Raw genomic sequence first — 24646 nt, 5'->3', positions numbered from 1 at the left:
GCTCATCAATACTGTATTTATATACAGTATTTTGCCTTCACTTCGGATGCGCTGCAAATGCTGTTTCAATTTGTCCGGCTGCCACATTAATCGGTTATGCTTGTTCACCCTCAGCTTCCCATCAGAGAAGAAAGCCGACACAAGGGGGAACAAGGACCGCCAGAGGTCCCAAGGAGACAAGGATGCAATACCAGGCAAACCGGCCCGGTGCCGGTGCATTGCTGGGCGCTTCGCCCCTGGTGCAGGCCAGCGCCGATGGCGTGCCGGATCTGCAGGCCATCGAACGCTCGCACCAGCGCAGCTCGTCCTACGGCATCACGCGCGGCCAGCGGCCCGACCTGGATTCACTCTCGCGCGCCGACCTGGCCCAGACGCTGGAAGCCAACCAGGCCCTCTCCGGCCATGCCCGCCCGGTCATGGAAACCCTCTACGACCAGATCCGCAATACCCACAGCATGGTCATCCTCTCGGACGCCGAAGGCACCATCCTGCATACGCTGGGCGACAGCGATTTCCTGGCCAAGGCCGACCGTGTGTCCCTCGGGCCCGGTGGACGCTGGTCCGAACAATTGCGCGGCACCAATGCCATCGGCACGGCCCTCTTCGAGCAGAAGCCCACTACCGTGCACGCCCAGCAGCACTATCTGGATGCCAACCGCTTTCTGACCTGTTCGGCAGCCCCCATCTTCGACCATCGCGGCCAGGTGCTGGGAGTGCTGGATGTCTCGGGCGAATGCGGCAGCTTCCACAAGCACACCATGGCGCTGGTCCGCATGTCGGCGCAGATGATTGAAAACCACCTGCTGGCCGGCAGCTTCCCCGATTGCATCACCCTGCACTTCCACAGCCGCGCCGAATTCGTGGGTACGCTGGTCGAAGGCATCGTCAGCTTCACGCCCGGCGGGCGTTTCCTGGCGGCCAACCGCAGTGCGCAGTTCCAGCTGGGGCTGACACTCGCGGCGCTGCAGTCGCATACCTTTGCGTCGCTCTTCGGGGTGCCGCTGTCGCTGCTGTTCGAACACCATCGCAAGGCCGCCTCGGGCTTGCTGGAGCTGTGCCTGCACAACGGCATCCGCATCCATGGCCGCGCCGAACTGCGGCTGCGCGACCAGCATTTCCAGAATGCGCGGGAAGCCGTGACCGAGGCACCGGAAGTACTGCCCGCCAGCCCATCTGCTCGTCCGGCCCCACCTGTGCGCCCCCATCCGGGCCAGCCGCGCGGCGGACTGCAAGCCCTCGATACCGGGGACGCCCGCATGAGCGCCATCATCGCCAAGTTGCGCAAGGTGATCGACCGCGACATCCCGGTCCTCATCACCGGCGAAACCGGCACCGGCAAGGAGTGGCTGGCCCAGGCCATCCACCGCGAAAGCGCGCGCTTCCACACCACGCAAACCCGGGGCGGCGCCGCGCCCTTCGTGGCCGTGAATTGCTCGGCCATTCCCGAGAACCTGATCGAGGCCGAACTCTTCGGTTATGAAGACGGCGCCTTCACCGGCGCCCGCCGCAAAGGCGCACTGGGCAAGATCGCGCAAGCCCAGGGCGGCACTCTCTTCCTCGATGAAATCGGCGACATGCCGCTGGCCCTGCAGGGCCGCCTGCTGCGCGTGCTGCAGGAACGCGCGGTGACGCCGCTGGGCAGCCAGCGCGTGATTCCGGTGGACTTCGCTCTGGTATGCGCCACCAACCAGCCGTTGCGAGAAATGGCGGCGCGCCATGCCTTCCGTGAAGACCTGTACTACCGCATCAATGGCTTGCCGGTAAAACTGCCCGCCTTGCGCGAGCGCAGCGACCTGGGCGCCCTGATCGACCGCATCCTGGAACAGGAAGGCGGCCGTCACGCGCCGCGCTTCGATGCCCAGGCCCTGGCGTTGCTGCAATCCAGCCGCTGGCCGGGCAACCTGCGGCAACTGTCCAACCTGATCCGCACCGCCCTGGCCATGGCCGATGGCGAGGCCTGGATAGGGGTGGAACACCTGCCAGATGACTTTCTGGACGAGGCAGCGCCGCTGCAGGCGGCTTGCGGCATGCCGGCCCCGGCAGCGCATGAAGAAACGGACGAAAAGCCGCTCTCCATGCACGACAGCGAATGGGCCGCCATCGAACGCGCCCTGCGCACCCATGACGGCAACGTCAGCGCCGCCGCCAAGGCGCTGGGGGTGTCGCGCAATACGCTCTATCGCCGCTTCAAGTCACGCGGGCACTGAGCGGGGCAAGCGCGTCGTATTCCTCATCGGTAAAGAGCCGCGAGCGCGTCAGGAAGCGCTTGCCGCTGCCGTTCTCCAGCGAGAACATGCCGCCGTTGCCGCTGACCACGTCGATGATCAGTTGCGTGTGTTTCCAGTATTCGAACTGGTCGGCGCCGATGTAGAACGGCACGCCATCGATCTCCCCGAGATGCACGTCGGTATCGCCCAGCGTGAAGTCGCCGGCGGGATAGCACATCGGCGCACTGCCATCGCAGCAGCCACCGGATTGAAAAAAGATCAGCTCGCCATGCCGCGCCTTCAACTGGCGCAGCAACTCCACCGTGGCCTCGGTGGCCGTCACCCTGGGCAATGCATTCATTCGCCGCTCTCCTGTTGAGTCTGGATCTGCCAATAAAAGCGGCACCGGCCGCGCGAGTTGCGGACCGGTGCCGAAGCTGCCTTGCTGCAAGGAGTCAAACGAAATTACGTGATCAGAAGAAGCCCAGCGCCTTGGGGCTGTAGCTGACCAGCAGGTTCTTGGTCTGCTGGTAGTGATCCAGCATCATCTTGTGGTTCTCGCGGCCGATGCCGGATTGCTTGTAGCCACCGAAGGCCGCATGCGCCGGATACAGGTGATAGCAGTTGGTCCACACGCGGCCGGCCTGGATTTCGCGGCCCATGCGGAAGGCACGGGTGCCATCGCGGGTCCACAGGCCAGCACCCAGGCCGTACAAGGTGTCATTGGCGATGGCCAGGGCTTCTTCCTCATCCTTGAAGGTGGTCACCGACACCACGGGGCCGAAGATTTCTTCCTGGAAGATGCGCATCTTGTTGTTGCCCTGGAAGACGGTCGGCTTGACGTAGTAACCGGTGGCCAGGTCGCCGCCGAGTTCTTCACGTCCGCCGCCGGCCAGCACCTTGGCGCCTTCCTGCTTGCCGATGTCGATGTAGGAGAGGATTTTTTCCAACTGCTCCTGCGAGGCCTGCGCGCCGATCATGGTGCTCTTGTCCAGCGGGTTGCCCTGTTTGATGGCGGCCACGCGCTTCAAGGCACGTTCGATGAAACGCTCATAGATCGATTCCTGCACCAGCACGCGCGAGGGGCAGGTGCAGACCTCGCCCTGGTTCAGCGCAAACATGGCGAAGCCTTCCAGGGCCTTGTCGAAGAATTCGTCGTCCTTGTCCAGCACGTCGGCGAAGAAGATGTTGGGCGACTTGCCGCCCAGCTCCAGGGTCACCGGGATCAGGTTCTGCGAGGCGTACTGCATGATCAGGCGGCCGGTAGTGGTCTCGCCGGTGAAGGCGATCTTGGCGATGCGCTTGTTGGAGGCCAGCGGCTTGCCGGCTTCCACACCGAAGCCCTGCACGATGTTGACCACGCCCGGCGGGATCAGGTCGGCGATCAGTTCGATCAGGACCATGATGGAAGCCGGCGTCTGCTCGGCCGGTTTCAGGACCACGCAGTTGCCGGCGGCCAGCGCCGGAGCGAGCTTCCACACCGCCATCAGGATGGGGAAGTTCCACGGGATGATCTGGCCGACCACGCCCAGCGGTTCATGGAAGTGATAGGCGTAGGTGTCGCTGTCGATGGTGCAGATGCTGCCTTCCTGAGTGCGCACGGCGGCGGCGAAATAGCGGAAGTGGTCGATGGCCAACGGGATGTCGGCGGCCATGGTTTCGCGGATGGGCTTGCCGTTGTCCAGGGTTTCGGCGGTGGCCAGCAATTCCAGGTTGGCTTCCATGCGGTCGGCGATCTTGAGCAGCACGTTGGCGCGCTCGGCGGGGGAAGTCTTGCCCCAGCTCTTCTTGGCGGCGTGGGCGGCGTCCAGCGCCAGTTCCACGTCTTCGGCGCTGGAACGCGCCACTTCACAGAAGGCGCGGCCGATCACCGGGCTGATGTTCTCGAAGTATTCGCCCTTGACCGGCGGCACGAATTTGCCACCGATGAAGTTGTCGTAACGTTGCTTGAAGGGATCGCGTACGCCGAGTTTGCTGATGTCTGCCAGGTTCATGTCGTCTCCGTTCGGGTTATGGTTGAAATCCCGCCGCGATCATGGCCGCAGCGGACGTTCACCCCTCAAGATGGCAAATCGCATGCCAGCCTGCAAACCCGCTCTGCAAGCGGCTCTTGCGCCAGCGCCAGTGTCACGCTGTGTCAATCTGGCGCAGCCTGGGACAGCGTGCAGCAACAGCCTGCCACACCCTGAGCGCTTTTCTGAGGACGTAAAAAAACCGGCCAGTGGCCGGTTTTTCGCAATGCGCGGAGATCTGTGGATCAGACGGCATCCGGGCCGGTTTCGCCGGTACGGATACGGATCACCTGCTCCACTTCCTGCACGAAGATCTTGCCGTCGCCGATCTTGCCGGTGCGGGCGGCCTTGATGATGGCGTCCACGGCCTGCTCGACCACCTTGTCGTCCACCACGACCTCGATCTTGACCTTGGGCAGGAAGTCGACCACGTATTCGGCACCGCGATAGAGTTCGGTGTGGCCCTTCTGCCGTCCGAAGCCCTTCACTTCGGTGACCGTCAGGCCCGTGACGCCGACTTCGGCGAGGGATTCACGCACCTCGTCCAGCTTGAACGGTTTGATGATGGCGGTCACTTGTTTCATGGCAATTCCTCTCTTGGTATGTCGTAAAGAAACGATCTCAACGATCTATTGAATAGCGGATACAACCTTTGTTCTTATTTTACTGGCAAGACCGTGGCGTCCTGCCCACTTGCACATTGTCAATCAGGCGTGCCCGGCTTTCAACCTTCTTGAGCCAGCCGGGCCATAAAAAGCCGTTTTTCAGGTCTCCAGATCGGGAATGCGCTCCAGATCCTGCAGCCAGACGGTGGCCTCGCCATCGCTGGGTGCGCGCCAGTCGCCACGCGGCGAGAGCGAGCCGCCCGAACCGACCTTGGGGGCATTGGGCACGCAGGAGCGCTTGAACTGGCTGGTCTTGAAGAACCGATAGACGAAAATGCCCAGGTTTTTCTTGATCTGCGGCAAGGTGTACTGGTTGCGCGCCCCGTGCAGGCCATCGGGCCAGTGGCCGATGCTGCGGTCCTGCCAGGCGCTGTGCGCCAGGAAGGCCACCTTCGCCGGCGTGAAGCCATAGCGCAAGATGTAGTAGAGATTGAAATCCTGCAGCTCGTAAGGGCCGATGAAATCCTGCGTGCGCTGGCCCGGTTCGCCGTCGGAGGCGCCCGGCACCAGTTCCGGACTGATTTCGGTTTCGAGGATGTGGATCAGCACTTCCGGCTGCTTCAGTTCCAGCGAACCGGATTCCGCCACCCAGCGCACCAGGTGGGTGATGAGGGTCTTGGGTACGCTGGCGTTGACGTTGTAATGCGACATGTGGTCGCCCACGCCGTAGGTGCACCAGCCCAGCGCCAGTTCGGACAGGTCGCCGGTCCCGATGACGATGGCACCGTGATGATTGGCCAGGCGGAACAGGTGATTGGTGCGCTCGCCGGCCTGCACGTTCTCGAAGGTGATGTCATAGACCGGCTCGCCGCGTGAATACGGGTGATCCAGATCCTTCAGCATCTGTTCGCAGCTGGGACGGATATCGATCTCCTGCGCCGAACACCCCACTTGCGCCATCAGCTGATGCGCCTGCACCAGCGTGCGGCTGCTGGTGGCGAAGCCCGGCATGGTATAGGCCAGGATGTTGGCGCGCGGCAGGCCCAGCTTGTCCATGGCCTTGGCGCAGACCAGCAGCGCATGGGTCGAATCGAGACCGCCGGAGACACCGATGACGACCTTCTTGATGTTGGAGGACGACAGGCGCTGCACCAGGGCCTGCACCTGGATGTTATAGACCTCGCGGCAGCGCAGTTCGCGCTGTTCGGCGTTGGCCGGCACATAGGGGAAGCGCGCGACCCGGCGCTGCAGCGGCAAATCCTGGTCCAGCGGCACCTGCACGTCGAAGCGCACCACTTCAAAGCGGCGCACTTCCTCCGCATGGCGGCGCACGGACTGCCCAAACGTGGTCTGGTGGAAGCGTTCACGCGAGAGGCGCTCCAGGTCGATGTCGGCATAGATGACGTGACCGCCTTCGGCGAAGCGCTCGGACTCGGCCAGCAGTTCACCGTTCTCGCAGATCAGGGCCTGGCCATCCCAGGCCAGGTCGGTGGTGGATTCACCATTGCCCGCCGACGAATACAGATAGGCCGCCAGGCAGCGCGCCGATTGCTGCGACACCAGCTGATGGCGGTAGCCCGACTTGCCGACCACGATGTTGGAGGCCGACAGGTTCACCAGCACGGTGGCACCGGCCAGCGCGGCGAAGGAAGACGGCGGGATCGGCACCCAGACGTCTTCGCAGATCTCGATATGGAAACGGAAGTCAGGGATATTGCCGATCTCGAACAGCAGATGGCTGCCGAAGTCCACGTCCTGGCCCAGCAGGCGGGTGCGGCGGGTGACGGCGCAATCGGCGCTGCTGAACTGGCGCGCTTCGTAGAATTCGCTGTAGTTGGGCAGGTAGCTCTTGGGCACCACGCCCAGGATGCGGCCGGCATGCACGACCACCGCGCAGTTGTAGAGCTGGTGATCGACCTTCAGCGGCAGGCCGACGATGAGTGCCGGGGCGATGCGCAGGGAAGCTTGCAGCACCGATTGCAGGGCCTGCAGGGAAGCCTCCAGCAAGGCGCGCTGCTGGAACAGGTCTTCGCAGCTGTAGGCCGACAGGCCCAGTTCGGGGAAGGACACCAGGGCCGCGCCACGGGCGGCGGCCTGTTCGGCCAGGGCGATGGTGCGCTCGGCGTTGAAGCCGGGATCGGCCACCTTGCAGTCCGGCACCGCTACGGCGACGCGGGCGAAACCGTGGTTGTAGAGATTGAAGAAGGGGCTAGGCATAGCGTGTGTTGGACTCCGTGCTCTTCGCCATGGCGGCGACGCGTTCTGTTCATTTTGCGTAGAATGCCTGTTCCAGCGGGGCCGAGGGCCGCGCCAACTTTCGCAGGTCACTCGCAGTCCATGGATTATCGCACGCGAATCGTTTCTTCTCTGGCCGAGATCGGCCCGGCCCGCTGGGATGCGCTGGTGGCCGCCCAGGCCGAGGGCAATCCCTTCCTTTCTTATGCCTTCCTGCATGCGCTGCATGAGAGCGGCAGCGCCAGTCCCGAGTCCGGCTGGGAGCCGCATTACCTGACGCTGTGGCAGGGCGAGGGCCAGCAGGAGCAACTGGTGGCCGCCCTGCCCCTGTACCGCAAGTTTCACTCGTATGGCGAATACGTCTTCGACTGGGCCTGGGCCGAGGCTTACCAGCGGCATGGCGTGGAGTACTACCCCAAGCTGCTCTCGGCCATCCCCTTCACGCCGGTGCGCGGTGCGCGCCTGATGGCTGTCGATGAGACAGCACGCGGCGCGCTGGTGGCCGCACTACGGGCGCTGCAGGAGCGAAATGAAGTTTCCTCCACGCATATCCTCTATCCCCCGCCGGAACAGGCGCAGCAGCTGGCTGACGCGGGATACCTGCTGCGCAGCGGCGTGCAGTTCCATTGGCACAATGAAGGGTATGGCAATTTTTCGGAATTCGTCGATACGCTGGACCGCAAGAAGCGCAAGAACATCCTGGCCGAACGGCGCAAGGTGGCCGAGCAAGGCGTGCGCTTCGTCTGGCTGCGCGGGGCCGAGATCACGGAGGCGCACTGGCGCTTCTTCAACCGCTGCTATCGGCATACCTATGCGGCGCACTATTCCACGCCTTACCTGAACCTGGATTTCTTCCGCCGCATCGGTGAAACCATGCCGCAGCACCTGCTGCTGACGGTGGCGCTGCGGGGGGATGAGCCGATCGCTTCCTCGCTGACGGTGTATGACGCCGACACGCTCTACGGCCGCTACTGGGGCGCGCTGGAACACTTGCCCTGCCTGCATTTCGAGACCGCGTATTACCAGCCGCTGGAATTCTGCATCGCCGAGAAGATCACCTGGTTCGAAGGCGGCGCCCAGGGCGAGCACAAGATGGCGCGCGGCTTCCTGCCGCAGAAGACCTGGTCGGCGCACTGGCTGGCGCATCCGGGGTTCTATGATGCGGTGGAACATTTCCTGTCGCGTGAAAGCAATGGCATCGATGGCTATATCTCGGAGCTGAATGAGCACAATCCTTTCCGGGATGCGCCGCGCTGATTCGCCCTCCTCTCGCAGACATAAAAAAACCGGCCCGCGCATCACACGGACCGGCCTCATCAAAAAATATAAACGATTTAAATCGTTTAAATCCTTTTAATTATTTATAGCCCACGCGATCCAGCATCTGCAACACCTTCTGCTGGTTGGCACCGACCGCACCCACATTGATGACTTCGGCCTTGAACGGGCCCATCTTCACCAGTGCCGGGTTCTCGGTCTTTACGCTCTTGACGGCCGGCCATTCATTGTTGCCTTCAGCAAAATAGCGCTGCGCCGAATCGCTGGCCAGGTACTCCAGGAACTGCACAGCTTCAGCCTTGTGCGGCGCGTTCTTGGCCACACCGCCCCCGGCGATGTTGACGTGCGCACCGTAGCTCTTCTGGTTGGGCCAGACAATGCCAACCTTTTCCATCAGCGCCACATCTTCCGGCTTGGTGGAACGCAGCAGGCGCGCCACGTAATAGGAATTGGAAATGGCCACGCCGCACTCACCCGAACCGACCGCCTTGATCTGGTCGGTATCGCCACCGACCGGCTGGCGCGCCTGGTTGGCGACCATGCCCTTCAGAATGGCTTCGGTCTTGGCCGCGCCGTCATGTTCCAGCAATGCGCCGAACAGCGACACGTTGTAAGGGTGCGAACCGCTGCGGGTACACAGCTTGCCCTTGTTCTTCGGGTCGCCCAGGGCTTCATAGGTATCCACGTCTTCCGGCTTCACGCTGGCCTTGTTGTAGACGATCACGCGGGCACGGGTGGAGAAACCGAACCACTGCGTACCGTCGCTGCCTTCCTTGCTGTGCAGGTTGGCAGGGATGCGCTCATCGAGCAGCTTGGACTTGACCGGCTGGAACAGACCCTCGCTCTGCGCCTTCCACAGGCGGGCCGCATCCACCAGCAGGATCACGTCGGCCGGGCTGGAAGCGCCTTCACTCTTCAAGCGCGCGAGAATGCCTGCATCGTCACCGTCGACCCGGTTGATCTTGATGCCGGTGGCCTTGGTGAAATCGGCGTAGAGCGCTTCGTCAGTCTGGTAGTGGCGCGCCGAATAGAGATTGATGACCTTCTCCTGCGCGAAGCTGGAAGCGGCAATGGCAGCCAGCACGGCGCCGACGGCGAGTTGACGGTGGAACATGGACCATCCTTTTCAAAAAGAGTGAACGACCGCCGTCGTGGAAACGGCGTTTTCTTTTGGCGCGGAAGGCGGTCCCGGGATATCGGACTTGGCTGTCGCAGTGGGCGATCTCGGGATCACCTCGTTGTGGGCGCATGGCGCTAACGCCATGGCAGTGCGGTTCATAGACCGCTGGCGACTATATCACAAACAAGAAGCATTATCATCTGCGCGTATGCACATCGCGCAGGCCGCCATGAAAAACGCCCTTGCCGGCAGCCGCTCGGCAAGGGCGTTTCGGAGACGAAGTGAAGAAATCAGATGACCTTGACCGCAAAGTCCACACCGATGCCGGCCCACCATTCCTGCTCCTTCTGGAACCAGAAGGAAATGCTCGGATGCTCCTTGATGTAATCGCGGCGGATCTCCAGGTCGATGCGGCTCTTGAGCTTGACCCGCACCTTCTCCAGGTCCAGCGTGATGTGCGCATGGCGGAACATCACCGCCAGCCGCAAGGCCAACACTGCCTTGGCGAAATCGACATCGGCCAGCATCTCGCTGATCTTCTTGAGGTTGCCCTTTTGCCCGAGGATGAGCGTGCTCATCAGGCGCTGCTCGCGCGTGGTGAAACCGGGCAAGTCGGCATTGGCGATCATGTAGGCCGAATGCTTGTGATATCCGGTCGGCGAGACCACCAGGCCGGTCTCGTGCAGCAACGCGCTCCAGTAGAGATAGCGCACATACGAATCAGTGGCCGGTTTCAAACTCTCGAAAAAGCCCAGCGCCGTATCGGCCACGCCATGGGCGCGTGCCGCATCGACGTGGAAGCGGCGAGCAAATTCTTCCACCGAACGGTCGCGGCGATCGGCCTTGGTGGCGCGCAACTGCAGGTCCCACATCACACCCATGCGCAGGCCGGCTTCCACCGGCGTGATCACCTCGATGCCGAACTCCTGCATGAAACCGATCAGCACGGCGAGCCCACCCATGATGACGCCGGCACGGTCCGGCTTCATGCCATCGAGTGAAATCTGGCTGACGTGACCGAAATCGATCAGGCGCTGCATCAGGTCGGCCAGGCTGGGCAGCGTGACGCGGCCATCGCCCATGTTGTTGCGGCGGATGGTATCGGCGATGGCCCGCATGGTGCCGGACGATCCATAGACATTGACGGCGGCCGCGTCGAAGCTGAACAGGTGCACCGCATCTTCCACATGCGAACGCGCAGAGATGATGGCCCGCTCGAAGGCCGCTGCCGTGATCGCCCCATCGGGGAAGAAGGCCAGGCTCTGGTTGACGGTACCGATGCCGAAGGATTCAACGTGGCGGATATGTTCGCCCAAGCCACGGATGACTTCGGTGGAACCACCGCCGATGTCGATGACCATGCGTTCTTCGCCCGCATCAGCGAGTACGCCGGCCACCCCCATGTAGATCAGGCGCCCTTCTTCCTCGCCGGAAATGATCTCGACCGGATAACCGATGGCGCGCTCCAGTTCCGGCAACAACTCGGCGGCATTCCTGGCCACGCGCAAGGTATTGGTGGCCACCACCCGCACGGCGGTCAGCGGATAGTCGCGCAGGACGGAGCGAAAACGGGTCAGCGAATCGATGGCGCTCTGACAGGCCTGCGGCGTGAGGTTGCCGCTCTTGTCGATGCCCGCCGCCAGGCGGATGGGGTCACGCGCGCTCTTGATGACGCGTATGCTGTCGTCCTCGTACTTGCCGATGTGCAAGCGAAAACTGTTGGAACCGAGATCTACCGCAGCAAACATGCATTTCCTTTCGCAAAGGCTCCGGGCCGGGCGGCACGCAGCAATTGCTAAATAATTTAAACCGCATCCTGTCTCCCAGCCGACAAGATAATGGCCGCGCATTACACTTTGATGACAGCTTGCACCCTGTAGAATGGCGGCTCAGCGAAGTCGTGCTGCGTTGCACATATTATTTTATACAATTTATCCCATTTTCCCTTCCATGCCCGGCATTCTTTACCTGGTTCCCAACACGCTGGGAACGACCGAGCTTCCCGCCGACACTGACGCATTGCATCCGCTGGAGTCCATCATCCCGCGCCAGGTGCAGGCCATCGCGGCGCGCCTGGATTATTTCGTGGCCGAGAACGCCAAGACCACACGCGCCTTCCTCAAGCTTCTGGGCAGCAGCACCGCACTGGCCAAGCCCATCCAGGAAATCCAGATCAGCGAACTGAACGTCAACACGCCTTCCGCCGCCCTGCCCGCCTTGCTGGCACCGCTGCTGGAAGGCCGCGACGGTGGTCTGATCTCGGAAGCCGGTGTGCCGGCCGTAGCCGACCCCGGTGCCAACCTGGTGCGCCTGGCGCATCAGCACGGCATCCAGGTGCGGCCGCTGGTCGGGCCGTCGTCCCTGTTGCTGGCGGTGATGGCCAGCGGCCTGAACGGCCAGAGCTTCGCCTTCAACGGCTACCTGCCCACCGACGCCGAGGCGCGCAGCAAGCGCATCCGCCAGCTGGAGGATCGTTCCCGCAAGGAGAAGCAGACCCAGCTGCTGATCGAAACGCCCTATCGCAACGGTGCCATGCTGGAAGCGCTGGCGCAGTCCTGCCAGCCGGGCACGCTGATCTGTGTGGCGACCGATCTTTCGCTGCCCACCGAAACGGTACGCACGCAGACCGCCACGCAATGGAAGGCGGCGCTGGCTGCCAACAAGGCGCCGGACTTCCACAAGAAGCCGACGGTGTTCCTGCTGCTGGCGGAATAGGCATCACAAAAAAACAAAGGCCGGTTGCATCAGCAACCGGCCTTTTGCTTGGATGCTGCGGAGTCGCTCAGCGCAACTGCGACAATGGTGCCGACATCAGGGTCTTGGCAAAGCCCGCACCGAAGGCCACACCGAATTTCTTGAGCACGCGTTCGGAGAGATTCTCTGTCTGGGTGTAATCGACTACATCTTCGGCCTTGATCACATCGCGCGCCACGCTGTCGACCGTGCCATAGCCATCGGCCAGACCCAGTTCGACGGCCTTGGAGCCGGTCCACACCAGGCCCGAGAAGGTATCCGGCGTTTCCTTCAGGCGCGTGCCACGACCCTGGCGCACCACTTCGATGAACTGCTGGTGGATCTCCTGCAGCATCGATTGCGCATATTCACGCTGCTTGGGGCTTTGCGGGCTGAAGGGGTCGAGGAAGCTCTTGTTCTCGCCCGCCGTCAGCAGGCGGCGCTCCACGCCCAGCTTGTCCATCAGGCCGGTGAAGCCGAAACCATCCATCAGCACGCCCACCGAACCGATCAGGCTGGCCTTGTTGACGTAGATCTTGTCGGCCGCCACCGCGATGTAATAGCCGCCGGAAGCGCACATCTCTTCCACCACCACATAGATCGGCTTCTTGGGATAGGCCTTGCGCAGGCGGGTGATCTCGTCGTTGATCATGCCGGCCTGCACGGGGCTGCCGCCGGGGCTGTTGATCTTCAGGATCACGCCCACCGAGTCGCTGGCCGCAAAGGCTTTGTCGAGCGCCGGAATGACCACGCCGGCCGAGCCCTGCCCTTCGGATTCGATGGTGCCGCGAATCTCGACCAGGGCAGTATGGGTGCCCAGCGGCTCGCTCTCGATCTTGTTGTAGGTGAAGGCCATCCAGCCGCCCAGCACGATCACCACCAGGATGGCGATGCGGAAGAAGATGCCCCAGCGGCGGCGGGCGCGCTGCTCCTTGACGGCGAACAGGGCCAGCTTTTCCAGGACGTCGCGCTCCCACCCGCTCTTCTTGTCCTCGCGCACGCTGGCGGGGATGGAAGAAGACGGTGCAGCAGGCGGCGGGGAGGCCGGGGAAGACGAAGAAGACTGAGGGGGGCGGTCTTGCGGGTTGTCAGATTCGTTGTTGCTCATAGGCTCACTCTGGGCAGCGCCATCGCGCTGCACTGGTTTTTTCCGCGAAGCTCATGCCTCGACGGGCTGGACGATGTCATCCGGACGCCAGAACACCTGGCCGTCGCGTTCCACCGCCATGATCTTACGCAAATGCGCACCGGTACAAGGTCCGCCTGCGCATTTTCCGGTATCGGGCGCATAAACCGCGCCATGTGTTGCGCACATGAGATACAGGCCGCTGGATTCAAAGAATTCGCCCTCGGCCCAATCCAGTTCGACGGGCACATGGGCGCAACGATTCAGGTAGCCATACACCACGCCGCCGTAGCGCACCACGAAGCCGGTGGTCTCATCCCCGTGTACCTGCACCGGGAAGCGCTTGCCCAGGCCGCCTTCCTGGAGGGCGCTTGAGGGGCAAATGAAGATTTCTTCAGGCGTCGTCATGGCAAGCCGCTTCAGGCGTGGTCATTGAGCCATTGATGCAGCTCGCGGATGGAGCGGGCTGAATAAAGAGGCGCCAAAGTCTGCAGCTGCTGCGGCGGATGCGCGCCGAACTCCACCGCCACCCCCTTGGCTCCGGCGTTGATGGCCATCTGCAGGTCGTGGGTGGTGTCGCCGATCATGACGGTACGGTGCATGTCCTGGCCCAGTTCGCGGGTCAGTTCCTGCAGCATGGCCGGATGCGGCTTGGAGAAGGTTTCATCGGCGCAGCGCGTGGCATCGAACTTGGAGAGCAGGCCGGTACTGTTCATGGCCCGGTTCAGCCCCACCCGGCTCTTGCCGGTGGCCACGGCCAGGAAATAGCCCTGCTGCGACAGGTCGGCCAGCATCTCGGGCACGCCCTCGAAGAGCGTGAGGTCCTTGTCCTGCCCGAGATAGTGATGGCGATAGCGCTCCACGATGCGTGGATAGTACTTCGGGTCCACATCCGGAATGGCGGCCTGCATCGCGTCCTGCAAGCCCAGGCCGATCACGTAGGAGGCCGCGCTCTTGTCGGGAATGGGCAGCCCCAGGTCGCGCGCGGCCGCCTGGATGCAGCGCACGATGGTCGAGGTGCTGTCCATCAGGGTGCCGTCCCAGTCGAAGACGATCAGGTCGAATTGCTTTCTTGCCATGTGCTGAGCTCTTTCCGCTGGCATGCTTCCGACTCGGTTGCCATTGTGGCAATTGCCAGATGAGCATGCGTTTCTGTTAATGCCGGGCAGAAAGTATCACATCCCGGCCGTCTGCGCGCATCCCTTCACTCTTCGGTTCCGGCCAGCATGTTGTGGGGCAGCAGGTCGCCCTCGGCGCCGCCTTCGAGGCTGCGCAGGAAGCGCGCGCATTCCTCGGGCAGGCCGGCCTTGAGGGTGACTGTCTCGCCGCTTTCCGGATGGCGAAAACTGATGCGCCAGGCATGCAGGAACATGCGCTTGAAGGCCACGCGATTGCCATCGGCCTTCTGCAGCGACTTGTTGAGGGTGAAATCGCCGTACTTGTCATCGCCCACGATGGGGAAACCGCTGGACGACAGGTGCACCCGGATCTGATGGGTGCGGCCGGTTTTCAGTTCAGCTTCCAGCAGGGCAAATTCACCGAAGCGGCGCAAGAGCGAAAAGATGGTGTGCGAAGGCTGGCCATCGGCCTGCACCCGCACGCGGCGCTCGCCGTCCGGGGTGCTGTACTTGAAGAGCGGCAACTTCACGTGCTGGCGGGCATTCTTCCAGTCGCCCTGCACCAGGGTGAAATACCGCTTGTCGGTGGTGCCTTCGCGCATCTGGTCGTGCAGGTTGGTCAGGGCCGAACGCTTCTTGGCGATCAGCAGCACGCCCGAGGTATCGCGGTCCAGGCGGTGCACCAGTTCCAGGAACTTGGCCTGCGGCCGCGCCGCACGCAGCTGTTCGATCACGCCATAACTCACGCCCGAGCCGCCGTGCACGGCCACGCCGGCCGGCTTGTCGATGACCAGCATGTGGCTGTCTTCCAGCAGGATGCGGAATTCCGCGCCCGGGACCACCTGTTCTTGTTTCTCGGCAACTCGTATTGGCGGCACGCGCACCACGTCCCCTTCGGCCAGTCGATAGGTCTGGTCGATGCGGCCCTTGTTGACGCGCACCTCGCCCGAACGCAGGACACGGTAGATATGGCTCTTGGGAACACCCTTGCAGATACGCAGCAGGAAATTGTCAATCCGCTGCCCGGCTTCTTCGTCGGAAATGGTCAGCAACTGCACCTGGGGAAGGTTCTGCGAGGCGGCTTCGCTCCGGGAGGCAGGCGCGGTTGCGGCGCTTTCAGAAGCCCCCCTAGAAAATCTCGCTAAGTCCTTCATTTTGAATATATAATCGTTCGACGCTGAACAAAAAATCAGCGTCAGTAGAATAAAAAGGAACATTCTACACAAGAGGAGACTTCGTCAGCCTCGCTCATTTGCAAAATAGACGGAGGGGGCCCCGAAAACCACGACGCGCGGCATCGCAGACGCAATAAAAGCGCTGCAACGGTTGACAATACAGCCGATCATGCCGCTTGCCTGGTCCACGTAAAGGCCTCGAAACGAGTACGCACCTTCCCTGCGCGATTCCAGTTTGCACCGCAGTTGCAATCGGACAGCGCGCCTGGAAGTGGAACAGAATTGTTTGGATCATCAGGATAAAAGTCTGGCAAGACTCGCATCCGGTGTTCCGGTTCAGGTCCGCAGCGCACAGCCCCCGGCAAAGCAGTATCTTGCAGCGCATCCGGCGGCAGGCTCATCCGCCCGCCCCTCATGCAGCGCATTGCCCGGGCCATGCCGCAGTCCTGGCCGAAGCATCGCGAAGCTTGCCGGTTGATGCAACAGAACCCGATCGCCGTCGCCAACCCATCACCATGTTACGTTTGGCTCCACAGACCAGCTTACCGTCCGCAGTTGCCTGCGCGACCGCCTATGGCGGAGCGCGCGGCGCGGATACGGTGCTGCCCGGCGTTCCCGTCTGCCGCATCCGCGCCCCCTTGTGCTGGAGCGCCCGCTAAGGCGCACTCACACAATCAAGGCAATTCCCTCCCCAATCACTTCGTTCTCGCGTACATCCCCTGTACTTTTGGCCCGCTACCACATACGGACGGGCCATTTGAAGGATCTTCGGATCCCGGAGTGAAAACATGAAACGTATGTTGTTCAACGCCACGCAGCAGGAAGAACTGCGCGTAGCGATCGTTGACGGTCAGAAACTGATCGACATCGACATCGAAACCACCGGACGCGAGCAGCGCAAGTCCAACATCTACAAGGGCGTCATCACCCGCATCGAGCCCTCGCTGGAAGCCTGCTTCGTCAACTACGGCGAAGAACGCCACGGCTTCCTGCCCTTCAAGGAAGTGGCCCGCACCTATTTCAAGGAAGGCATTGACGTCCGCAACGCCAGCATCAAGGAAGCGCTGCGCGAAGGCCAGGAAATCATCGTCCAGGTCGAGAAGGAAGAACGCGGCAACAAGGGCGCTGCCCTGACCTCGTTCATCTCCCTGGCCGGCCGCTACCTGGTGCTCATGCCCAACAACCCGCGCGGTGGCGGCGTGTCGCGCCGTGTCGAAGGCGAAGACCGCCAGGAACTGCGCGAAACCATGGACAAGCTGGACCTGCCCAACGGCATGTCCGTCATCGCCCGCACCGCCGGCATCGGCCGCAACGTCGATGAACTGCAGTGGGACCTGAACTACCTGATGCAACTCTGGCGCGCCATCGAAGGCGCCGGTCAGTCCGGCTCGGGCGCCTTCCTGATCTACCAGGAATCGTCACTGGTCATCCGCGCCATCCGCGACTACTTCCAGCCCGACATCGGCGAAATCCTGATCGATACCGACGACATCCACGACCAGGCCCAGCAGTTCATGGCCCACGTGATGCCGGACATGGTTCACCGCGTCAAGCGCTACCGCGACGACGTGCCGCTGTTCTCGCGCTTCCAGATCGAACACCAGATCGAGACCGCCTACTCGCGTACGGTCCCGCTGCCTTCCGGCGGCGCCATCGTCATCGACCACACCGAAGCCCTGGTGTCGGTGGACGTGAACTCGGCGCGCGCCACCCGTGGCAGCGACATCGAGACCACCGCCTTCAACACCAACCTCGAAGCCGCCGATGAAGTGGCCCGCCAGTTGCGCCTGCGCGACCTGGGCGGCCTGATCGTGATCGACTTCATCGACATGGAGAACTCCAAGAACCAGCGCGAAGTGGAAGGCCGTCTGAAGGACGCCCTGCACCACGACCGCGCCCGCGTTCAGATGGGCAAGATCTCCCGCTTCGGCCTGATGGAACTGTCGCGCCAGCGCCTGCGTCCGTCGCTCTCCGAAGGCAGCCACGTGACCTGCCCGCGTTGCAACGGCACCGGCCACATCCGCGATACCGAATCCTCCGCCCTGCAGGTGCTGCGCATCATCCAGGAAGAGGCGATGAAGGAAAATTCAGCCGCCATCCACGTGCAAGCGCCGGTGGACGTGGCCGCCTTCCTGCTCAATGAAAAACGGGGCGAAATCCTGAAGATCGAGACGCGCCATCGCGTCACCGTCATCATGATCCCCAACAAGCACCTGGAAACCCCGCACTACAAGATGGAACGGATCAAGCACGACGATCCGCGCCTGGACGACGCCCAAGCCAGCTACACCATGGCCGAGCAGGCCGATACCGACATCGGCTACAGCAAGCGCCAGAAGGAAGAAGAACGTCCGCGCCAGGAAGCCGTGGTCAAGGGCATCACCCCCGACCAACCGGCCCCGATCGTCGAACGCAAGGCACCGGAACCGGTGGCTGCCCCCGTGCCGCCGCCGACCCTGGCGCCGGAATCGGGTCTGCTGGGCAAGATCTTCGCCTTCTTCCGCAAGAAGCCGGTTGCTCCGGTGGAAGTGCCGGCCCCGGTCGAAGCCAAGGCGCCGGCCAAGCGCGAAGGTGATCGCAATGGCCGTGGCGGCGACCGCAATGGCCGCAACCGCAACCGTGGTGAACGCGGTGAGCGTGGCGATCGCGCCGAACGTGGCGAGCGCAATGCAGAGCAGCGCGCACCCCGCGGCCCGGCCGCCGTCGAACTGAAGACCGGCGATGCTGCGGAAGCCAAGCAGGCTCGCCCGCCTCGTGGTCCGCGCGAACCCAAGGAAGGTCGCGAACCGCGTGAAGGCCGTGAGGTGCGCGAGGGCCGTGAGCCGCGCGAAGCCCGCGAAGGCCAGGAACCGAAGGAAGCCCGCCGCAACGAACCGCGTGAAGCCCGTGAGCCCCGCGAACCGCGCGAAGGCCGCGAGCCGCGCGAGGGTCGTGAAGGCCGTGAACCGCGCCAGCCGCGTGAACCGCGCGCCCCGCGTGGTGAACGCAAGGACCCCAAGGCCGAGGAAGGCCTGCCGCTGGAAGCCGCTCTGGCTGCCGGTGCAGCCACCGCAGGCGTAGCGGTTGCTGCTGGTGCCGTGGCCCTGTCCAATGACGAGCAAGCCGCCAAGGTGGAAGCTGCTCAAGTCGAAGGTTCCGAAGGCGCTGATGGCGTCGACGGTGCGGAAGCTGCCGAAGGCGGCACCGAGCCGCGTCGTCGTCGTCGCCGTGGTGGCCGCAACCGTCATCGTCGCGAACGTGATGAAAACGGTAACGTGATCGACAACGGCGAAGGTGAAGGATCGGAGCAATCCGAAGCCGCCGAAGGCGTCGACACCGTAGTCGTGGCCAGCGCCGCTGCTACCGGCGTGAACGTCGAGACCGTTGCTGCCGAGACTTCGGCGGCTCCGGTGGAAGTGGCCCAAGCCGCTGTGGCGCAAGCTTCGTTCGCCGCCTCCCCGGTCCCGGAACAAGCCCCGGCTGAAGCTGCCGTGCACGTGGAAAGCGGTGTGAACTCGGTGGAAGCCGTCGCCGCTGCCGCTGCCGAAGCGACCCAGGCCGTGTTCTCGAACCAGCCGGCCATCGAACCGGCGGCCCCGTCGATCGATGCCAGCTTCGCCCCGACCCCGGCCTTCGAGCCGGTGCAGGCCCCCGTTGCTGCTCCGGCCGCATCGGAAGCCCCGGTCGAGGTGGTGCACGCTGCGCCCGCAGCCCCGGCCGTGCCGCAACAGATCAGCCTGCTGGACGCCGTCGAAGCCAGCCCGGCACCGGTAGCCGTCGAACTGGCTCCGGTGGTGGCTGAGGCCGCACCGGCTTCCCCTGCTGCCCCTGCCCCCGCAGTGGCGGCCAGCACCGGCAACGCTGCCCGTTCGGAGTCGCTGGAGCAGATGCTGTCGCAAGCCGGCCTGACCCTGGCCACCACGGACCCGGTCAAGCTGCGCGCGGCCCAGGAAGCCGCTGCTGCCTTCGTCCCGGCACCGCACGTGCCGCGCGAGCGCAAGCCGCTGCCGCCGCAGTCGACCGAACCGCTGGTGCAGGTCGAAACCCGCCGTTAAGTAGGGTTCCGGCCACCCTGCCGCAGGGTGGCCCGGAGGCAGTAAAAATCGGCAATGAACAAGGGAGCTTCGGCTCCCTTTTTCATGTCTATCGGTTTCCAAATGAAGCCTTTGCCTTCACCGCCCATCGGCAAACGACCTCCTATTTGGTGACAGTTGCCCGCTCGCCGTCACGATACAGTCACGGCAGCATGCGATGACGCTGCAAGCCTGATGCCAGCAGTCCCGCACGGCGGGCGGCGGCAGGCGCGAGATGCAGTTGCGCGCATACACTATATGCATGATTGTGCATCTGCGCGGCGGCCTCAGGCGTGCTATCGTTACACACCTTTTATCGTCAGATCGTATGAACAAGCGCGTCATCCCCATCGTCGATGTCCGGCAAGCCCCGATCGCCAGTGCGGCCGGCCTGCTGACGCCGGTTGCGGTCGAGCCGACCGGCTGGCTGGGCGACAGTCTGGGACGTCCGCTGCACGACCTGCGCATTTCGGTGACTGACCGCTGCAATTTCCGCTGTGTCTATTGCATGCCCAAGGATGTCTTCGACAAGCAATACCAGTTCCTTCCGCACTCGGACCTGCTGACCTTCGAGGAGCTGACCCGCGTGGCAGCCCAGTTCGTGGCGCATGGCGTGCGCAAGATCCGCCTGACCGGCGGCGAGCCGCTGCTGCGCAAGAACATCGAGACCCTGATCGCCATGCTGGCCGCCCTGCGCACCCCGGAGGGCGAAGAAATCGACCTGACCCTCACCACCAACGGCACGCTGCTGAAGCAAAAGGCCCAGGCGCTCAAGGCGGCCGGGCTCAGGCGCGTGACGGTATCGCTGGATTCGCTGGATGACGAGAGCTTCCGCCGCATGAACGACGTCGATTTCCCGGTGGCGCGCGTGCTGGAAGGCATCGAAGCGGCACACGCCGCCGGACTCGGTCCGATCAAGATCAACATGGTGGTCAAGAAGGGCGTCAACGACGACCAGATCCTGCCGATGGCGCGCTACTTCAAGGGCAGCCCGGCCATCCTGCGCTTCATCGAATACATGGACGTGGGCTCTTCCAACGGCTGGCGCATGGACGAAGTGCTGCCCTCGCGCGAAGTGGTCCGCCGCATCGCTGACGAGATGCCATTGGAAGTGGCCGACCCCAACTACACCGGCGAGACCGCCGAGCGCTGGCGCTATGTGGATGGCAGCGGCGAGATCGGCGTGATCTCCAGCGTGACCCAGGCCTTCTGCCAGGACTGTTCACGCGCGCGCCTCTCTACCGAAGGCAAGGTCTACACCTGCCTCTTCGCCAGCGAAGGCCACGACCTGCGCAGCCTGGTGCGCAATGGCAGCAGCGATGCCGAGATTGCCGGTGCCATCGCCGCCCTCTGGGGCCAGCGCGGCGACCGTTATTCCGAGCTGCGCAGCGCCATGCAGGCGACTCCGGCGCGCAAGGTCGAGATGTCCTACATCGGCGGCTGATCCGGTACGCCTGCCCTGCTCCTTACTTTTCCGTACCATGTCTTCCCCCGCCACCGCCGCCAGTCACATCACCGGCCTGGTCCTCTCCGGTGGCCGTGGCACGCGCATGGGCGGCGTGGACAAAGGCCTGCAAGTCCTGCACGGCAAGCCGCTGGTGCAGCATGTGCTGGAACGCCTGGCACCGCAGGTCGGTACGCTGGCGATCAACGCCAACCGCTCCCAGCTGGAGTACGCCCGTTTCGGCTACCCGGTCTGGCATGACCTGCAGGGGGATTTCCCCGGCCCGCTGGCGGGTCTGCAATGCGGCCTGGCCCATTGCCACACGCCGCTGCTGGCCACTGCCCCGTGCGACTCGCCGCTGATCCCCTATGACCTGGTAGCGCACCTGTACGATGCCCTCACCGCCAGCGGTGCACAGGCCGCCATCGCGGTCACCGAGGGCGTACACGGGCGCCAGCGGCATCCTGTATGCTCGCTGCTGCAGACCAGCACTCGCGCCTCGCTGGACGCCTTCCTGGCGGCGGGCGAACGCAAGATGGACCACTGGTTTGCCAGCCTTGATTGCGTCGAAGTGGATTTCCCTGACGAGCGCGCCTTCAGCAACATCAACACCGGGCTGGATTTGCAACAGCTCGAAGCAGAACAATGACCGAGACCCACACCGCCACACTCCACGACATCGTCAGCTGCATCAGCGGCTATGACCCCAACGCCATGACGGTGGCACGCGCGCAAGCCGTGATCCAGGAATTCATCACGCCCATCGAGGCCGTCGAAAAGCTGGCCATCCGCAGCGCCCTCTCGCGCGTGCTGGCGCGCGACATCATTTCCCGCATCGACGTCCCGGCGCACGACAACTCGGCCATGGACGGCTATGCCCTGCGTGGCGAGGACGTGGCCGAGGGCCAGCAAGTGCGCCTGCAGATCATCGGCGCGGTACACGCGGGTGAACAATTTGCCGGCAGCATCGGCCCCGGCCAGTGCGTGCGCATCATGACCGGCGCACCCATGCCCGAGGGCTGCGACACCGTGATCCCGCAGGAACTGACCGCCGACGCCGACGCGCACGGCGTGACCCTGCCTGCCGGCCGCGTGCGTCCCGGCGACAATCGCCGCCTGCGTGGCGAAGACCTGGCCCTGGGCAGCGTGGCCCTGCCGCGCGGCCGCGTGTTGCGGCCCTCCGACATCGGCCTGCTGGCCTCGCTGGGCATTGCCGAAGTACCGGTGCAGCGCCGTCTGCGTGTGGCCTTCTTCTCCACCGGCGACGAGTTGCGTTCGGTCGGCGAACCGCTCGATGCCGGCTGCGTCTATGACTCCAATCGCTACACCCTGCACGGCATGCTCACGCGCCTCGGTTGCGAAGTGCTGGACATGGGCGTGGTACCGGACGATCCGGCCGCCCTGGACGCGGCGTTCCGCAGTGCCTGCGAAGAGGCCGATGCGGTCATCACCTCGGGAGGCGTGTCGGTCGGTGCGGCCGATTACACCAAGCAGATCATGGCCAGCCTGGGCGAGATGACGTTCTGGAAGATCGCCATGCGCCCCGGCCGCCCGCTGGCCTTCGGCCGCATCCGCTCGCGCGGACGGGAGGCTTATCTGTTCGGTTTGCCGGGCAATCCGGTGGCGGTGCAGGTGAGTTTTTCCTTCTTCGTGCGCGATGCGCTGCTGCGCCTGGCCGGAGCCGAAGCCAATCCGCTACCGCGCCTGCGCGTGAAGACAGCCACCGCCATTCGCAAGAAGGCCGGCCGCACTGAATACCAGCGCGGCATCCTGTCCCCGGACGTGAACGGTCAGTGGCAAGTGCGGCTGACCGGCATGCAGGGTTCCGGCATCCTGCGCTCGATGTCAGACGCCAACTGCATCATCGAACTGGAACACGAACGCGGTGAGGTCGCTGCAGGTGAAGAGGTGACGGTGGTGCTGTTCGACGGCTTGGTATGACGGCTTTCAGGCGCAGATGAAGAAAAAGGGACGGCAAGCCGTCCCTTCTGTTTTCCAGCCGCTTGAGCCACCTCTGCAGGTGAAGGAAGAAGCAAATCAGACGCCCTCGGCATCCTCGCCCAAATCCAGCTCCCCGGTCCCCAGCAGCTTCTGCGCATTCTCCACCGGCAGTGCCTCCACCGACTTGAGCTTGCGCGTCATCTGGCGGGTGCGGGTCTCGGCCTGGTCGATGTTCTTGGCCGCGCGCTCCAGCGCCGTCTTGGTGGCGGCCAGCACTTCGCCGAACTTGCCGAACTCGGTCTTGACCGCGCCCAGCACCTGCCACACCTCCGACGAACGCTTTTCCAGTGCCAGCGTACGGAAGCCCATCTGCAGGCTGTTGAGCAGCGCCGACAAGGTCGACGGCCCCGCAATGGTGACCCGGCAGGTGCGCTGCAATTCATCCGACAAGCCGGGCCGGCGCATCACTTCCGCATACAGTCCTTCGGTGGGCAGGAAGAGGATGGCGAAGTCGGTCGTCAGCGGTGGCGACAGGTATTTCTCGGCAATCGTCTTGGCCTCGCCGCGCACTGCCCGCTCCAGCTCGCGGCCGGCCGTGGCCACACCGTCGGCATCGGCGCGCTCGGCGGCATCGACCAGGCGTTCGTACTGTTCCTTGGGGAATTTGGCGTCGATGGGCATCCAGACCTGGCCCGCGTCTTCCTTGGCGCCCGGCAGGCGGATGGCGAATTCCACCCGCTCGCCGCTGGCCGGGACGGTCTCCACGTTCTTGGCGTACTGGTCGGGGGTGAGCATCTGCTCCAGCAGGATTTCCAGCTGCACTTCGCCCCAGGTGCCGCGCGTCTTGACGTTGGTCAGCACGCGCTTCAGGTCGCCCACGCCGGTGGCCAGCTGCTGCATTTCGCCCAGGCCCTGGTGCACCTTGTCCAGCCGGTCCGAGACCAGCTTGAAGGATTCACCGAGCCGCTGCTCCAGCGTGGCATGCAGTTTTTCGTCCACGGTCTTGCGCATCTCTTCCAGCTTTTGCGCATTGTCGTTCTGCAGGTCCTTGATCTTGGCTTCCAGCGTGGCGCGCACTTCGGCCATGCGTTGGGCGTTGGATTCGGTCAGCGCCGACAATTGCTGATTCAGCGTATCGCCGAAGCGCTTGAGCGAAACCGCCTGCTCTTCGCGGTTCACCTGGGCCTGCAGCGTGATGGACTGGCGCATGCTTTCCAGCTGCTGCGTATTGCTTTCGTTGAGCTTGACCAGTTGCTGCGCGAAGCCATCGATCTGCTGGTTCTGCAAACCCGCCACGCTCGTCAGCTGCGTGGCCAGCGTCTGCTGCAGATGGGCAAAGTTCGCGCCCAGTTCCTGGCGCGTGCTCTGGGCACTGGCCTGCACCTGGCTACGCAGCTCGCGCTCGATGCGCTCGCCGGTCTCCTGCTGATGGCGTTGCAGGTCCTGCTTGACCTGCAGCAGCGCGTCTTCGATCACCAGCGCAGTGTCGTCCTCCTGCCGCTGGCTACCGCGCAGCAGGATCAGCACTTGCAGCACGACGCCGACCACGACCAGGCCGGTAAGGATCATTTCAAAAAGGGACATGGGACCAATCCAGTGC

The 24646-nt window shown here is 63.6% G+C and carries 18 protein-coding genes; 7 read left to right on the top strand and 11 right to left on the bottom strand.

Annotation, left to right across the window (positions count from 1 at the left end):
- Positions 1–182 precede the first annotated feature (182 nt).
- Positions 183–2207 (top strand): sigma-54-dependent Fis family transcriptional regulator, encoded by a 2025-nt coding sequence (locus J2X56_RS00200; protein WP_310157128.1) that lies wholly within the window; start codon positions 183–185, stop codon positions 2205–2207.
- Here the strand turns inward: J2X56_RS00200 and J2X56_RS00195 are convergent.
- From J2X56_RS00195 to J2X56_RS00180, 4 genes are all read right to left on the bottom strand, one after another.
- Positions 2188–2568 (bottom strand): DUF779 domain-containing protein, encoded by a 381-nt coding sequence (locus J2X56_RS00195; RefSeq protein ID WP_034340949.1) that lies wholly within the window; start codon positions 2566–2568, stop codon positions 2188–2190. The two genes, J2X56_RS00200 and J2X56_RS00195, sit on opposite strands and share 20 nt — an antisense overlap.
- Before the next feature lie 112 nt (positions 2569–2680).
- A complete protein-coding gene (adh, locus tag J2X56_RS00190) occupies positions 2681–4201 on the bottom strand; it encodes an aldehyde dehydrogenase (RefSeq protein ID WP_121039464.1) in 1521 nt (506 codons plus the stop codon).
- Positions 4202–4464: 263 nt separating this feature from the next.
- The gene (locus tag J2X56_RS00185) at positions 4465–4803 is read right to left on the bottom strand and encodes a P-II family nitrogen regulator (protein WP_006463535.1); all 339 of its coding nucleotides are present in this window, start codon (positions 4801–4803) and stop codon (positions 4465–4467) included.
- 180 nt (positions 4804–4983) lie between these two features.
- Positions 4984–7041: an NAD(+) synthase gene (locus J2X56_RS00180; RefSeq protein ID WP_134135182.1), complete on the bottom strand. Its 2058-nt coding sequence runs from the start codon at positions 7039–7041 to the stop codon at positions 4984–4986.
- Between the two features lie 120 nt (positions 7042–7161).
- Here J2X56_RS00180 and J2X56_RS00175 point away from each other — a divergent pair, with 120 nt between their 5' ends.
- Positions 7162–8316: a GNAT family N-acetyltransferase gene (locus J2X56_RS00175; RefSeq protein ID WP_227022619.1), complete on the top strand. Its 1155-nt coding sequence runs from the start codon at positions 7162–7164 to the stop codon at positions 8314–8316.
- Positions 8317–8416: 100 nt separating this feature from the next.
- On the opposite strand, the gene J2X56_RS00170 is transcribed toward J2X56_RS00175, so the two are convergent.
- Together J2X56_RS00170 and J2X56_RS00165 are read right to left on the bottom strand one after the other, a co-directional pair.
- The gene (locus J2X56_RS00170; RefSeq protein ID WP_134135179.1) at positions 8417–9451 is read right to left on the bottom strand and encodes an extracellular solute-binding protein; all 1035 of its coding nucleotides are present in this window, start codon (positions 9449–9451) and stop codon (positions 8417–8419) included.
- Positions 9452–9747: 296 nt separating this feature from the next.
- On the bottom strand, positions 9748–11205 hold the full coding sequence (locus J2X56_RS00165) for a Ppx/GppA phosphatase family protein (protein ID WP_310157117.1): 1458 nt from the start codon (positions 11203–11205) through the stop codon (positions 9748–9750).
- 202 nt (positions 11206–11407) lie between these two features.
- Between J2X56_RS00165 and J2X56_RS00160 the strand changes: the two genes are divergently transcribed.
- Positions 11408–12172, top strand: coding sequence for an SAM-dependent methyltransferase (locus tag J2X56_RS00160; protein ID WP_310157114.1), 765 nt, complete (start codon positions 11408–11410; stop codon positions 12170–12172).
- Positions 12173–12239: 67 nt separating this feature from the next.
- Here J2X56_RS00160 and J2X56_RS00155 read toward each other — a convergent pair whose 3' ends face one another.
- From J2X56_RS00155 to rluC, 4 genes are all read right to left on the bottom strand, one after another.
- Positions 12240–13298: a S49 family peptidase gene (locus J2X56_RS00155; protein WP_034332211.1), complete on the bottom strand. Its 1059-nt coding sequence runs from the start codon at positions 13296–13298 to the stop codon at positions 12240–12242.
- Positions 13299–13349: 51 nt separating this feature from the next.
- On the bottom strand, positions 13350–13724 hold the full coding sequence (locus J2X56_RS00150; protein ID WP_134135173.1) for a Rieske (2Fe-2S) protein: 375 nt from the start codon (positions 13722–13724) through the stop codon (positions 13350–13352).
- 11 nt (positions 13725–13735) lie between these two features.
- A complete protein-coding gene (locus J2X56_RS00145; RefSeq protein ID WP_034331648.1) occupies positions 13736–14395 on the bottom strand; it encodes an HAD-IIIA family hydrolase in 660 nt (219 codons plus the stop codon).
- A gap of 125 nt (positions 14396–14520) precedes the next feature.
- Positions 14521–15588, bottom strand: coding sequence for a 23S rRNA pseudouridine(955/2504/2580) synthase RluC (rluC, locus tag J2X56_RS00140; RefSeq protein WP_088754288.1), 1068 nt, complete (start codon positions 15586–15588; stop codon positions 14521–14523).
- An 809-nt stretch (positions 15589–16397) separates the two neighbouring features.
- Here rluC and J2X56_RS00135 point away from each other — a divergent pair.
- From J2X56_RS00135 to glp, 4 genes are all read left to right on the top strand, one after another.
- Positions 16398–19643 (top strand): Rne/Rng family ribonuclease, encoded by a 3246-nt coding sequence (locus J2X56_RS00135; protein WP_310157098.1) that lies wholly within the window; start codon positions 16398–16400, stop codon positions 19641–19643.
- Between the two features lie 346 nt (positions 19644–19989).
- Entirely contained in the window at positions 19990–21105 is a 1116-nt protein-coding gene (gene moaA, locus J2X56_RS00130) for a GTP 3',8-cyclase MoaA (RefSeq protein WP_121039444.1), read from the top strand.
- A gap of 37 nt (positions 21106–21142) precedes the next feature.
- Positions 21143–21754: a molybdenum cofactor guanylyltransferase MobA gene (gene mobA / locus J2X56_RS00125; protein WP_121039441.1), complete on the top strand. Its 612-nt coding sequence runs from the start codon at positions 21143–21145 to the stop codon at positions 21752–21754.
- On the top strand, positions 21751–23046 hold the full coding sequence (gene glp / locus J2X56_RS00120) for a gephyrin-like molybdotransferase Glp (protein ID WP_310157093.1): 1296 nt from the start codon (positions 21751–21753) through the stop codon (positions 23044–23046). The genes mobA and glp overlap by 4 nt, the downstream gene beginning before the upstream one ends.
- Before the next feature lie 96 nt (positions 23047–23142).
- Here the strand turns inward: glp and rmuC are convergent, their stop codons facing one another.
- Positions 23143–24630: a DNA recombination protein RmuC gene (gene rmuC, locus J2X56_RS00115; protein WP_199725014.1), complete on the bottom strand. Its 1488-nt coding sequence runs from the start codon at positions 24628–24630 to the stop codon at positions 23143–23145.
- Between the last annotated feature and the right edge of the window lie 16 nt (positions 24631–24646).

This window comes from Herbaspirillum sp. 1173, from assembly GCF_031455335.1.
In the GTDB taxonomy this organism is placed as follows: Bacteria; Pseudomonadota; Gammaproteobacteria; order Burkholderiales; family Burkholderiaceae_D; genus Herbaspirillum; species Herbaspirillum huttiense.
The sequence above is the reverse complement of the archived record's forward strand: the minus strand, read 5'-3'. Positions and strand labels throughout refer to the sequence as shown.

Coding starts and splice junctions, on each gene's coding strand:
- J2X56_RS00200 (WP_310157128.1), top strand. CDS start 183: ATGCAATACCAGGCAAACCGGCCCGGTGCCGGTGCATTGCTGGGCGCT.
- J2X56_RS00195 (WP_034340949.1), bottom strand. CDS start 2,568: ATGAATGCATTGCCCAGGGTGACGGCCACCGAGGCCACGGTGGAGTTG.
- adh (WP_121039464.1), bottom strand. CDS start 4,201: ATGAACCTGGCAGACATCAGCAAACTCGGCGTACGCGATCCCTTCAAG.
- J2X56_RS00185 (WP_006463535.1), bottom strand. CDS start 4,803: ATGAAACAAGTGACCGCCATCATCAAACCGTTCAAGCTGGACGAGGTG.
- J2X56_RS00180 (WP_134135182.1), bottom strand. CDS start 7,041: ATGCCTAGCCCCTTCTTCAATCTCTACAACCACGGTTTCGCCCGCGTC.
- J2X56_RS00175 (WP_227022619.1), top strand. CDS start 7,162: ATGGATTATCGCACGCGAATCGTTTCTTCTCTGGCCGAGATCGGCCCG.
- J2X56_RS00170 (WP_134135179.1), bottom strand. CDS start 9,451: ATGTTCCACCGTCAACTCGCCGTCGGCGCCGTGCTGGCTGCCATTGCC.
- J2X56_RS00165 (WP_310157117.1), bottom strand. CDS start 11,205: ATGTTTGCTGCGGTAGATCTCGGTTCCAACAGTTTTCGCTTGCACATC.
- J2X56_RS00160 (WP_310157114.1), top strand. CDS start 11,408: ATGCCCGGCATTCTTTACCTGGTTCCCAACACGCTGGGAACGACCGAG.
- J2X56_RS00155 (WP_034332211.1), bottom strand. CDS start 13,298: ATGAGCAACAACGAATCTGACAACCCGCAAGACCGCCCCCCTCAGTCT.
- J2X56_RS00150 (WP_134135173.1), bottom strand. CDS start 13,724: ATGACGACGCCTGAAGAAATCTTCATTTGCCCCTCAAGCGCCCTCCAG.
- J2X56_RS00145 (WP_034331648.1), bottom strand. CDS start 14,395: ATGGCAAGAAAGCAATTCGACCTGATCGTCTTCGACTGGGACGGCACC.
- rluC (WP_088754288.1), bottom strand. CDS start 15,588: ATGAAGGACTTAGCGAGATTTTCTAGGGGGGCTTCTGAAAGCGCCGCA.
- J2X56_RS00135 (WP_310157098.1), top strand. CDS start 16,398: ATGAAACGTATGTTGTTCAACGCCACGCAGCAGGAAGAACTGCGCGTA.
- moaA (WP_121039444.1), top strand. CDS start 19,990: ATGAACAAGCGCGTCATCCCCATCGTCGATGTCCGGCAAGCCCCGATC.
- mobA (WP_121039441.1), top strand. CDS start 21,143: ATGTCTTCCCCCGCCACCGCCGCCAGTCACATCACCGGCCTGGTCCTC.
- glp (WP_310157093.1), top strand. CDS start 21,751: ATGACCGAGACCCACACCGCCACACTCCACGACATCGTCAGCTGCATC.
- rmuC (WP_199725014.1), bottom strand. CDS start 24,630: ATGTCCCTTTTTGAAATGATCCTTACCGGCCTGGTCGTGGTCGGCGTC.